The 12,634-nt window shown below is 61.0% G+C and carries 8 protein-coding genes; 2 read left to right on the forward strand and 6 right to left on the reverse strand.

The genetic code is table 11. The annotated features are described in order from the left end of the window. The 4 genes from BM394_RS02255 to BM394_RS02270 all read right to left on the reverse strand — a co-directional run bounded on the left by BM394_RS02255 (position 1) and on the right by BM394_RS02270 (position 4,936). Positions 1-1,899 carry a CRTAC1 family protein gene (locus BM394_RS02255; RefSeq protein WP_175529918.1) on the reverse strand — a complete coding sequence of 633 codons (1,899 nt, stop codon included), beginning with the start codon at positions 1,897-1,899 and terminating at the stop codon, positions 1-3. A 63-nt stretch (positions 1,900-1,962) separates the two neighbouring features. After that, positions 1,963-2,937, reverse strand: a complete 975-nt coding sequence (locus tag BM394_RS02260) for a DUF1702 family protein (protein ID WP_092973188.1) — start codon at positions 2,935-2,937, stop codon at positions 1,963-1,965. A 118-nt stretch (positions 2,938-3,055) separates the two neighbouring features. Beyond that, a complete protein-coding gene (locus BM394_RS02265; protein ID WP_092973190.1) occupies positions 3,056-4,027 on the reverse strand; it encodes a DUF1702 family protein in 972 nt (323 codons plus the stop codon). Between the two features lie 93 nt (positions 4,028-4,120). After that, a complete protein-coding gene (locus tag BM394_RS02270; protein WP_092973682.1) occupies positions 4,121-4,936 on the reverse strand; it encodes a helix-turn-helix transcriptional regulator in 816 nt (271 codons plus the stop codon). A 901-nt stretch (positions 4,937-5,837) separates the two neighbouring features. Between BM394_RS02270 and BM394_RS02280 the strand changes: the two genes are divergently transcribed. After that, a complete protein-coding gene (locus BM394_RS02280; RefSeq protein WP_092973194.1) occupies positions 5,838-6,443 on the forward strand; it encodes a response regulator transcription factor in 606 nt (201 codons plus the stop codon). Positions 6,444-6,452: 9 nt separating this feature from the next. Here BM394_RS02280 and BM394_RS02285 read toward each other — a convergent pair whose 3' ends face one another. Further along, positions 6,453-7,670 carry a sensor histidine kinase gene (locus tag BM394_RS02285; protein ID WP_092973196.1) on the reverse strand — a complete coding sequence of 406 codons (1,218 nt, stop codon included), beginning with the start codon at positions 7,668-7,670 and terminating at the stop codon, positions 6,453-6,455. A 934-nt stretch (positions 7,671-8,604) separates the two neighbouring features. Then, complete coding sequence (locus tag BM394_RS02290; protein ID WP_217643293.1) at positions 8,605-10,659, reverse strand: TOMM precursor leader peptide-binding protein; 2,055 nt, start codon at positions 10,657-10,659, stop codon at positions 8,605-8,607. A gap of 670 nt (positions 10,660-11,329) precedes the next feature. On the opposite strand from BM394_RS02290, the gene BM394_RS02295 reads away from it, so the two are divergent. Then, positions 11,330-12,160, forward strand: a complete 831-nt coding sequence (locus tag BM394_RS02295) for an AfsR/SARP family transcriptional regulator (protein WP_092973198.1) — start codon at positions 11,330-11,332, stop codon at positions 12,158-12,160. Positions 12,161-12,634: the final 474 nt, after the last annotated feature.

Consider the following 12,634-nt stretch of genomic DNA (forward strand, 5'->3'; position numbering starts at 1 on the left):
TCAGCGCTCCTTGGCCTGGGTCCCGAGTCTGAGGTCGTGCCACCCCGGGGACAGCTCCAGCCGGTCCTCGCGCACCTGCCCGGTGCGGTCGCGCCATCTCAGGTGTACCCGTACCGGTCCGGTGTCATCGCCCAGACCGACATGAACTTCGTGGCTACGCTTGCCGGAGTGCCCACTTCCACCGTCGACACGTCCGATGTGCTTACTTCCGTCCGGCGTCGTCACGGTCACTTGCGCACCGACCACTGGGGCTCCCGGAGCGGGCGTGGATCCTGACGACGCTTCTGCTGCACGGGTGAGCCGTAAGCCGAGGAAGGAGCCTGGATCGGGGCTCTCATTTTGGTAGAAGACCGGTTCGTCCCACTGCCTTGCGACAGCGAAGTCGAGGCTGCCGTCACCATCCGCATCGCCGGTGGCGATGCCACGGGTGGGGATCGGAACGTCGAGGCCGAGTTCATCGGCGAGATTGGTGTAGCGTTCGCCGTCGGTCCTGGCGAAGAAGTTCAGCCGCTGGCTCCCCGCTAAGTCGTCACCGGAGGTGACGTGCGGCCAAGAATCGGGGTCAGCGACCAGCTGATCGTTGACGGTAGCCAACTCCTGCAACTGCGGCCAGCGGTTGGTCTCGCCCTTGACGAAACCGTTGGTCTGCACGATCTCCGGATCACCGCTGTTGTCGAAGTCGGCCATCTTGACGTCCCAACACCAACCGCCCCAGGCGGTACCGAGTTCAGCGCTGCGGTCCTTCCATGGAGCGACACCGTTGTTCAGGCTCTTGCGCAAGTCCCCCCGGTCCTCCGCCGTCGAGAGGAACTGGAAGTTGCTCTCCTGGATGCCGAACGAGGTGGTGATGTTGCTGACGAACATGTCGTAGAGGCCGTCGTCGTTGAAATCGGCGAAGTCGATCCCCATGCCCTTGAACGAGTCGGCACCGACCCGTTTGGACTTGGGTGTCATGGGGGGACGTTTCCCCTGTACCGGTTCGAACCTGATTTGACCGGGTTCGGAACGGTTGTGCAGCAATGCGTCCGGACCGTGATCCTGAGCGATGTATAGTTCGGGGAGCTGGTCGCCGTCCAAATCGTTTGCCGAGGAGGCCAGTACCCAGCCCTTTGAGATGTCGGACGGGAGTACGTCTTCCACCTTCTCGTAACGGACAGTGGACTCGGGGCCCTCGGTGACGCCGGCCCACCGGAAGAGGTAGTCCTCTCCACCGTTGGTCGCGTTGGACAGCGAGCGGTTCATTGCCACACCGCCGTCGGCGGTCTCGTCCAGCACAGGGCTGTGCGGAAAGTAGTTCCCCAGGTAGATGTCCTCATGACCATCACCGTCGAAATCGGCGATGGCGATGGAATTGCTGTTCCACTCAGGTCCGGTGTAGCTCTCCTCGGAGGAACCGGGAACCAATTCCGTGGGGCGGTACGCATCCGCACTCAACCCGTTCGCACCAGGACTGGACAAATAGATGATCGGAGTACGACCCCAGTAGTAGACGAGCAGGTCGCGTCTGCCGTCCTCGTTGAAATCGCCGGGTGCACACCCCATCGGAGCCATATTGTCGTTCATCGGCAACGGAGCGGGATCGAGCGCGAAGGACGTATAGCGATCCGACCGTTCTCCGGGGGTCGGTGTCACGACGACCTTGTCGGTACGGGGATCGGTGATACACAGATCATTGGAAAGACCATCACCGTCCAGATCGTTCATCGCCACACCGGCACCGACCGAGGAGATCCAGGCATCGATGTGCTTGTAATCCTGGTTGACCTCGCGAATCTTCTTCTGCTCGAAACCGCTCGGCATGGAGATGGACATCGGCGCGAATTCGAAGTCCTCCGCCAGACGTTCGACTTCGGCCGAGGACGAATCCGGCACGCGCGCGACGACGAACAAAGTGATCATCAACAAAATTGCTACGATTCCCGCAAGCTGCCTACGTAGCCAGAGCAATGTCGCGGTCACGTCTCAATACCTCCCTAGAGATACGAATTCATCTGCGATGCGTCGTCTCCAGATCTCGTAGGCCGGCGAATCACCCACGTCCGAGCGGCCGGGACGCACTTCCCGGGTCAGACTCGCAGCCCGCTCCGTCGTGGTGCCGCAGAGCACCTCAACGGCGAGCTCGGTGTCCGGCACCATCACCCCCCCGTGCAACCGGGCTTCCGCCGCGAAAGCGGCGCCCTGGGCAACCTGGGCGCGGTGTTCCCCCGCACGCTCGCGGAAACGCCGCAGCTCCTCCTCGCTCGCACCGCCCGCGTAAGCGGCCGCGAGCCCCGCACCGCCGTACAGATCGGATCGACGAGACACGGGAAACTTCTCGATCATGGTGGCTACGCGCTCGGCATCGGTACCACCGACGAACCACATCGCCCTCCCGATGCCCTGGTCGACGGCCCGGTTCTGGTAGGAACCGGTTCCGCGAGCGGGCCAGAACAGTTTGTCGTTGCGAAACTGCTCGTACACGTAGCGACGAGTGTGAAAATACGCTTGATGGAATCCGTAGCCATCGAGGACCAACCAACGCAGCAACGGATCGAACGTGTCCACACGCGGCCATCGGAACCTGGGTAACCGTGCCATCGCCCAGCCGATACCGACATAGGCCGTGTAGACATGCCGCTCGCCAACTCCGGCAAGGAATTCCGCGAGATGTCGTCTGCCTCCGACAGGTAGACCATCGAGGACCGTATATCCCATGGCCGCACCTTCGTAGGCGAAACCACGAAACTGTTCGGGAACTTCCTCCAGCCTTTTTTTCAACTCAGCGGTCGAATTCACCTCCACCGCATCCCCGTAACCGGACAGGAATTCCTTCCCCACGGTTTCCAGCAATTCGCAAGAATCCGGATCTTTCTTGTGGAAACCACGCACTTCGAGAGAAGTGGCAGATACGTGAGGCGTCAGCATACGACGTCTGAGCGTGCGCCAACCCTTGCCCACTCGGCCTCCTCGTCGAAAAGGAATCAAATCATCGATCCTCACCCTCCAATCTTCACGATCAGCCGTTACAGATCTACTTCACACTTGCCGACCCCCCCAAAAACGCTTGATCATTTTTTCAGCGCGACGTGAAGCCGGCGCGTATCCTGTCGCGCCATACTTCGTAAGCGGGGAGCCGCGTGGACACGTGCTCTTCGACTACGGTGCTGTCGGCGAGGCCGACCGCCTCCGCCACGGACAGACCGGTAAGGGCCCGCACTCCCTTTGAGGAATGGTCGGGAATGTACTCGGAGTAGCTCCGCGCCTTCGCCGTGAATACCGCACCCAGTGCGAGCTCGACATCGTGCCGTCCTGCGGCGTCGAGCAGGTCTGTCAGATTCTCGGCCCCTCCCGCGAAGGTCGCCGCGAGTCCTACCCCACTCCACAAATCAGCCTGCCTGTGCTCGGCGAACCTTCGCACCGCGGCAACGACGGCGGCTATCCGTCCACCGTGGATGAACCACAACGCACGACCGATTCCCTGGTCCACCGCGCGCAAGAAGTACTCGGGCAGCCCTTCCCAAGCATAAGGCGCGGGCACCCACTGCTGATCCACCCAGCGGTGAGTGTCGAAGTAGGCCCGGTCGAATCCGTAGCCGTCGACGGCGAGCCAGCTCATCGTCGGGTGGTACGGCGATCCATCGAGATCGGGAACGACGTTCTTCCATAATCTCCGCGGCAGACGAGCCATCGCGAAACCGATCCCGATGTAGGTTAGAAACACATGGCGGTGACCCGGTCCTCGAAGCAGCGCCTTCGTCCTGTCGCTACGCCCACCGGGCATAGCATCCAGCAGGGTGTACGCCATCGTCGCACCCTCGTAGGCGAACCCGCGCAACTCGCCGTCCACCATGTTCAACCTGCGCTCGATTTCCCACAGATCCGAGGTCTCAAGAGCCCATTCGAACCCGCAAACGACCGTTTGCGGAACCGCTTCTAACCGTTCGAAGTCACCAGCGGAGGCCACGGGAAAATCACGCCCGCGAAAGGTCACCTCGGCCAGACGCGGAGCCAGCACACTCTTGCGCAGCGCTCCCAGCACTGTTGACATCCGTTTTCTCCTTCCGGGGACTCGGGGCCTCAGCCGCGCATCACCGTCGTCTTCCGGCGTTCCAGTTGCGTCTTACGGCATTCGAACCGCGCCTCAGGCGGCCGAACGCAACGGCCGGTGTCCGGAAATATCGCCATTTGTCGAACCGTGGGAAGCCAAAGTGATCGCGATCGGCGGATCCGACGGGCGCAGAGCTCGCATCCGCAAGGTCACATCGGTGGATCGACCGGAGATTACCTTGACCGGTCGGCCAACGGAGCCGATGAAGAGAGGGGATTCGGCCGACACGTCATCGGCACGTTTGGCAATCGCCATGACGTTCCACTGGCCCGGTGGCACGTTCGGGATCGTCAGCCTGGAGGAGCCCACATTCGCCAGGTACTGGTACGATATCGGACCGCTTTGCGGGATGGCATCGTCGAACACTCCGACCAGGACATTCGCAGGAGCTGCTTCCACCGGCAACTCGATCGCACCGGTAACGTAAGTGCCCACTCCCGTCGCCGAGTCACGACTCCTTCCTCCCGCGTGCGGCTCGTCGAACGACGGTAATCGACGGAAGTCCTGAGCCACAGCCAGGAGCAGCTCATCCACTTCCGGAGCTCGGTACTGGGTGGGGGTCATCCCCACGAGCCTGGTGAACCGGCTCGTGAACGTGCCGACACTGTTGTAGCCGACACTACAGACGATGTCCGATACGGTCGACGAGGTCGTCAGCAAGAGACGTTTGGCTTCGAACAACCGCACTGCCGTCAGGTATCTTCCCGGAGTTACCCCCGTTTCCCGCGAAAACACCCTCGAAAAGTGGAACGGGCTGAAAAAAGCCTCGGACGCCAGGTCTCCCAAGGAGATCGGATCATAATACCTAGTACGAATCATCGAAACAGCTCTCTGAATTCCCAGCTGCATGATCACTCCTTCAATGACACGGCACGCATTTCCTGAACACGCTCGCGAACGATCGGCAAAAATCGCGTGTGCAGCACCGACGACGGACTACCGGGATACCGAAGCGCTATCGGGTGACCGCGCCACCAAGAACACGGTCGCTCCCGACCCCAGCCGTCACCCTGCCCCGAGGTACGCCCCGAGCCTCACAGCGAGATCTACGCTCCACACAGGACGAGCAGCAGCGGAGCCTCGGAGCCTTTGACCTCCATTACCGCACAACCCCACTCGACACGACCTCGACAGCACAGTTCGACGACCACGGCGAACGGGAAAAGCGCTTGTAGTGCCACTCCCGGCGTGTTGCTCGCCGTAGAGCTCCACACGATCCGTTTGCACAGCGCCACCATGCGGTTCGACGCTCGAAACGAGTTCAAAGGAGAGTCGAGACGGGAACGACGACTGTTACCTTCGGCGTTCAGTACATTACTCAAGGTATTTGGATCGCGGACGTGCGAGGGGCGCTGTGTGGCACGTGGCAAGCCCCCACCCCGCACGAGTCGGCATGGTCAACTCGTGACTTGTCAGTAACCTCTACAGGAGTCGGACCTGCGTGTTCACGCCCGCTGTCGAACACTGATTCGAGTTCTCGAACGGTCCCCGGGACAGGCCCACAGGCCCACAGGCCCACAGGCCCACGCCACGATCAACGAAACCGCATCACGTGGGACGAGCTCCGAGATTTCAACGAACTCCTACGCAACGAGACTGAGGTCCCATCACTTTGGGGTAATCATACCGCAAGGTCACTTTACTTTCCGTAACGAACAAACCGTTGTTGATACTCCGCTTGGGGCAATCTCATTCCCGAACAGATGACAAACTAGGTCACAACACACGATTCGAGGATGGAGGACGGACGTTGATCGAGGTACTGCTGGCCGAAGACGTGCACATGGTCCGCGGGGCCTTGGTCACATTGCTGAACCTGGAGCCCGACATCCGAGTCACCGCGGAGATCGCAGCGGGCGATGAGATCCTGCCGGCTGCCTGCAAGCGCCAACCGAACGTCGCCATCCTCGACATCGATCTGCCCGGCAAAGACGGACTGACCGCAGCAACCGAGATCCACGAGACACTGCCGGAGTGCCGCACACTGATCCTGACCAGCCTCGGACATCCGGGCACTGCGCGCCGCGCCCTCGCGGCGCGTGTGCACGGCTTCATCCCCAAAGACTTGCCATCGAACAAGCTCGCCAAGGCGGTCCGCGATGTCGCCGGTGGCCGCAGGGTCGTGGACGGGGACTTGGCCCTAGCAGCCTGGGAGGCAGCAGACTACCCGCTGACCAACAGGGAGCACGAAATCCTCCGACTAGTCGCGAAAGGACACAACGCCGACGGCATCGCCGCTCAACTGTTCCTGTCGACCGGCACTGTCCGCAATTATCTCACTTCGGTGGTGCACAAGCTCAACGCCCGTAACCGGGTGGATGCCATCCGCATCGCCACCGAATCAGGCTGGTTGTGAGACGACCGATCATGACGTCCGCGTCAACGGGACAGTCACGCGCAATCGGTACCAGTCGTCGTGTTCGGCACCGGCGGTGAGCGTACCCCCGAGAGCTCCTACGCGGTGGGAAAGGTTATCGATTCCGTTACCCGTTCCTTCGGATGCCGAATCGACTCGGCTGCGGGGCAACCCGTCGTTGACGATGTCGACACACGCGTTTCCGTCCACCGTTTGGACGGAGATCTCGCACACCTCCGCCTTGCTGTGCCGCAGCACGTTGGCGACACCCTCGCGCAACACGGTGGCCAGCACGGCATCGACCGGACCGGAGAACGCGTTGCCGTCCCGCTCGACACGCACGTCGACTTCGGCGGCGGTCAGGATCGACCGGGCCGATCGACACTCGTCCTCCAGCGAGAGGCTGCTGTATGCGCTGGCCACCGATCGGGTGTCGTTCAACGCCTTCCGGGAGATCTCCAGAACCTCCTCCATTTCCCTCTTCGACGTTTCCGGCTGTTCGGCGAGCGCCTTGATACTGATTTCACTTTTCAGAGTGATCGCGGACAGGTTCGGTCCGAGCAGGTCGTGGAGATCTCGCGCGAATCGAAGACGCTCCTCGGCAACCGCCAACCTGGCAAGCTCTTCCCGGGCCGAATAGAGCTCGCCGACCAGACCCGCTAATCGGGTCAGGCCGTAGACGACCAGTCCCGTAATGACAGCCGAGACAACAAGATGGACGTTCGCGATCAATCCACGTCCGTAGAGCGCACCGAGTACCCCCATACTGGTCACAATCACGACGAACACGGGCACCGCAACCGAAGGACGCAATGTGAGCAGTATGCTACCGGCAAGTAATCCTGGTAAACCGATCCAGGAATCACTGAACTGCAACATCGGCAAGTACACCAGACCGGCCTGCGTCAGCAAAGCCGGATAGCATACTGAGGGACGAAGCCGGACTCCCGGCCAACTGAAGTACCCCAGCTGCAAGCCCAGTAGCACGATCAGATAACCGAGTCCCATCATCACCTGACCAGACCCGTACCCTGCGGCCAACACGCTGATGAACGAAACCAGCCCAATGGCGCAGAACACTGCGACGACAATGCCGTTGGCCAGCCTCGGCGCCAACGAGGTGACAAAACGGCCGAGCACGACGTCCGGTGAGGTGCCCGAGCCCCGCTCCGTACTCGACATCTCCCCTTCGGCTGATGTTCCGAGCGACTCCCACACGAAGTACATTTACATCCCCTTCGCAACGACCCGCCAGACACAAACTGCCCAAAAAGATACATTAATCCCGATGGCTCGGGTTTCAACGAAGAAAATCCATGCCACATGGCACGTGAAACTTTTGGCGCTCATCCGAACGATACATCGCTCGCAAGCACACTCCACACCATCTCAATGGAACGATCACAACGCTCGACCAATATCGCACGCCGCGCTTCGGACCGGACAAAACAATCGAAACGGAGAGATATATCCACCGTACACCAGACGGTGAAATAATCTCCTCACGCTTTCTGCGAACACCCCTCTTAGCGAGCAGGAAAAACACACGATGCAGTTAATCGTGCGCGTCAACGCAGTTGAGCAACTGGCCGTAGCGAACTCTCGTGAAACGCGTTCGACCAAGGATTCAATTGAAAGCCCTGTCCGAACGACTCACCGTGAGCATGACACAGGATTTCATGCTGAAAACACGGCGTAGCGTCCCGTGTGGAGTTCCACTGTCAGCTCCTCGCCGCACCGTCACAGATCGTGAATCGGAGCCAATCACGAGCCGAAAGCAGCCGTCGACACCACAAGCGTAACCGGAATCCGGCGACCCCAGCGGATTTATCGGAATGCGGCACACTCGCAGTACGCTGTAGATTCTCGCCGATCCGGCGTCGAGGTGGTGTTAAACAGCGAACTCGGACCGAGGGATCATCCGTTACAGCGGATCACGCCACCAGACACCAGTCCTGCGGAGTTCGCAGTCGCTCCGTCATGCGACGACGAACACTCCTGCTGTGCTGGTCCGCCATGAGAGATCATCTCTCATTGACCATAACCGCACCCTCAACGGGGCATAACCACTGGATCGGTAGCACAAACAGCTTCTCCACTGAATTCCCGAGGAGAACACCGACTGCGCAGCTCCTCCATCGTCCCGATATGGCTCGCCTCCTCACAGAAAAAGGGGAAACGGGTTAAGCTCCTCGTACGCAGTAGGTTCGGTCAGCCTCCCGAGCTCGACGGGTACTTCGTAGAGTCTCCCATTGCCGAACCTCGCCCAGAAATGACGCATCCCCGGCACGATCATCTTCACCACCGGGAGGTCGATATCGGGCCGTGTCTGATCGAGGACGAGGGTATCGAGCCCCTTCTCGGACAACACAGCGACGACCGATTCGATGTCCTTGGCGAGGTCACGGCGAGGAACGTAGTCGAAGCTCTCCGGTACCCGTAGGGCTTCGTCAGCGTCGGGGATCAGATAGGGCTGGTTCCGCACAGTCGCATACCGCCACCATGCCCACGCGTCCGGATCGTCGACAGCGACCTCTTCTCCCCTCCCGTTCGGGGCAGCGGCGGAAGTGAGCTGGTTGAGCTCGGTCAGTGCGCGGCGCAACGCGATCCGGGGATCGAAATGTGCCCCGAATCCGAACATTATGTGCTCGTCGACAGAATCAATGCGTCTCGACATCGCCACCATCACGGGGATGTTTATATCGGAGGTCACGTCGAGAACCCAGATTTCCCGTCCCATACGGGTGTAGGTCCAACGCAGCTCCTCGATCCACTGCTCGTGAAAGGCATCGAGATCCACACCCGGAACTGGAGTACGGTTGTACCACCAAAGGGCCACAGCATCACGCTCCACCAGCTCTAACAACCCCTGGACGATGGCATCCTCGAGACTGCTTCCAGCAGCGTTGCCGTTCGAATCAGCACGCAGATCGGGGCAGCCCTGCACAGCAGGCGCTCCGTAGTAGAGCATTCCCGTCGGCAGCAACCGTTGTCGCTGCCACGTCAGCGACCAAACAGGAGTCCAGTCCGTAACGGCACATTCGTCGAACGGCTCACACACATGTTGGAAAGGCGCGTGCGCGGCGTTCCATTCGAGTCGCGTCGCATACTGCCGTTGGTGGAACAGCATGCACTCGTTCGGGTGTACGGCGATATCCCCCAGGGATCGCAGAGTCCCCTGGATGCGTTCTTCGTCACCGTGGAACCGTCCACTGTAACGCTCGAGCGCTTCACACAGCGCGCTCGCTTTCGCATCGGTGGCACTCACCCCCTTGCCGCCACTCTCGTCGCGCATGCTCCTTCGCAACGTGTCCATACCGGTGGCCTTCGCACTGAAATTGGGGCCGGAACGAAACGAGTTGAACAGCTCCGGAGCATTCCGATCCCGCTTGATCTCCTTGACCACGCCGGTCACCGGACTGATGAGGTGCTGATACTTGTCCAGTACCTGCTCCGGAGTCGACGAACGATGCCCACTCCCCGAGCCCAGCACCTTCCCGACCGAACGCAATACCACCGGTTCGCGTGTTCGCGCAGCCACGAGCGAGACATCCCCGCACTCCGAACACTGGGGTCTGGCGCGCAGTTCGTGGAGTCTCCCGGAAAGATCGGTGGTGTCAAGAGTCCGAACTCCCCGTTGGCCGGGATGTCGATGGCCGGCGAGCCACTTCGTGGTCTCGAGCGAGACGAGATTGGCCGCCATGGCCGTCGACGCCGGAAGCGAAGCAACCGGATGCGGAGCAGGTCCCTCGCGCCCGAGTGCGGCCTGCGCACACGCCTCGGCGTGACGATGACCCCACAGCCGGGTGGCGAGGCAGTGCCAGCACCCCGTCACTCCGGGTTGGAACACGGGGCCGACCCACACGTGGACGCCCGTCGGTTTCGCGAGCAACCACTGTCGGCCCGAAGAGCGGCAGGCTCGATCGATCTCGGCGAGCGCTGGATTAAGATAATCGTCACAGAGCACCACTGTAAGATCAGCCGTTTCGGAGAGGGCTTCCCAGGGAGCCGCATCGACAGCGAAACCGGCTGTTCGCAGCGCTGTCTCCACCGCCGTGACGTCGACCGCCTCTCCAACAGTCAGGAGGCGAATGCTCATCACACGACTGTGCACGGCCGGGGTGCGCTCGACACCACAGGCATCCCAGTAGGCAAGCGCGCGCTCGTCGGTACCCGGTTCGGGTGCGGGACGAATCGTCAGCAGCCCCGCGTCCACGAGTTGACCGACCATCTCGCTTATCCGCCTCGAATCCAGCCCTCCCGGCTTTGCGTCGACCAGGCTCGCGAAGTCCCTGGTGCCGTCCAACACGGCAGCCAGGGACTCGACGCGCATCCCGCGCAACGCCGTCACGCCGTCTTCCGAGAAGAGGAAAGCTCCGTTCCCCTCGGCGAGTTCGAGACGAAGGTGGCGTTTGAATCCGGCTACGTGAGCACTCGCGGGATCGATCTCCGTCAAGGTAGGATCTCGCCTCCTTCGGACTTGCTCCAAATAGTTCCCCCCACCTGTAATCCATTCGGATTACTCCACTGATCGAAGTGCTCGATCAAGATCCCCTCCGAAGGCTCCGACAGTCGAGACTCCACCGGCTTCCCCGGTCCTTCCGCAAAGCTGGTTTTCTCGTTCACGTCCACCCCTTCACGTTCTCTTGTTCGGCATGCATTAACCTACGAACCCGAAGTGGACGCCACCAGTGATCATGTCATTTCCGAGGCATGTGCCCCTCATAGTCGGCAAGGAAAAAATCAGGGCATCTCACATAGCCACGTCACTCTCGTTCGCGAATTCGATCGAATAGATTTGAACAGCGCTTGTTTCTGGATCGCACCACGGTCGAACCGAGCAGCACTCACTCACGAAGCAAACAGGCCAGGGGGAGAAAATCCTGATGTCTTCAGAATTAGCAGCATGGGATAGAACTCTCGATACTGAACTAACCAGCTTTCGTGACACCTCCGACGACATCCTGAAGTTCACCCTGCTGGGACCGTTGGAAGTACTCAAGCATGGTGAGGATCACGCACCGACCGCGCCGAAACCCCTGCAACTGCTGGCGATGCTGTTGATGCGCCCGGGAAAGGTGGTGCACACCGACTCCATCGTTCACGAACTATGGGGGGACGAACCCCCTCGAAGCGCCCGAACGACCATGCAGACTTACGTCTACCAACTGCGCAGATGGCTCGAAAAGAGCGACCTGACCTCCGAAAACGCAGTTCTGGCCACCAAGCCACCCGGTTATGTGCTCCAGGTGGAACCCGCTCAGACCGATCTGTTCACTTTCCAGCACTTACGCCGTCAAGGGGAGGCGCTGATGGAGTCAGGAAGCTACTCAGAAGCGGTCGACTCGCTCCGATCCGCGTTGTCGCTGTGGTCCGGCCCTCCGCTGGCCAACATCAACTGCGGTCCCGTACTCACGGCCTATGCGGTGAATCTTCAGGAACAGCAGCACAACACGCGCTACCTCCGCATCCAAGCCGAGATCGAGGCGGGCATGCATCGCGATCTGATCGCCGAACTTCGATCCCTCGTCACGATGAACCCCCTGGACGAGGAACTGCACGAGCAGCTGATGCGGGTGCTCAGCCGCAGCGGTCGGAGGCTGGAAGCCCTGGCGATGTACCGCGAACTGCACAGAAAGCTCAACGAGGAGCTGGCGCTGGAACCGAGTGACGAGCTGCAACGACTGCACCGCGAGCTCCTCTCAGTCGGCCAGTGAGGTGTGAACTCGGTCGTGGGTGACCGGTGACCGAGGCGCCAGCTGAGAAGCGGTGATCCCGCGACAGCGGGCGTATCCGCCGGAGGACACCCACGACCAGAGGAGCCTCGTAATCCCCGGTCGTACTCCGAGTCGCCCGCTCACCGCGAGGCCGTTCGGGCCACGGCGCCCTGCCGGCGAACGCTGATCCGGCAGTTCTCCGCCACCGGGGGGAGGTAATCCTGCGCTCGAATTCTCCGCCCGCGACAGCGTCGGCACCCCGGGAGATTCCTCCGGCCGGCCGAAGACCGACGAACGAGATCCGTCCGGTAGCGATCCGACGCTACCGGACTCGACGACAAATCAAGACCGAGCAATCCTCGTGTCACTTTTTTGATCGATCCGAGAAAACCGCGCGAGACAGTCGCAACGTATTGCCCACACCGAATCGAAACCAGCCTTTACCTTTCACTGGTCCGGGTACGATCGACCCGC

The organism is Actinopolyspora lacussalsi subsp. righensis (assembly GCF_900116555.1).
GTDB classification, from domain to species: domain Bacteria; phylum Actinomycetota; class Actinomycetes; order Mycobacteriales; family Pseudonocardiaceae; genus Actinopolyspora; species Actinopolyspora lacussalsi.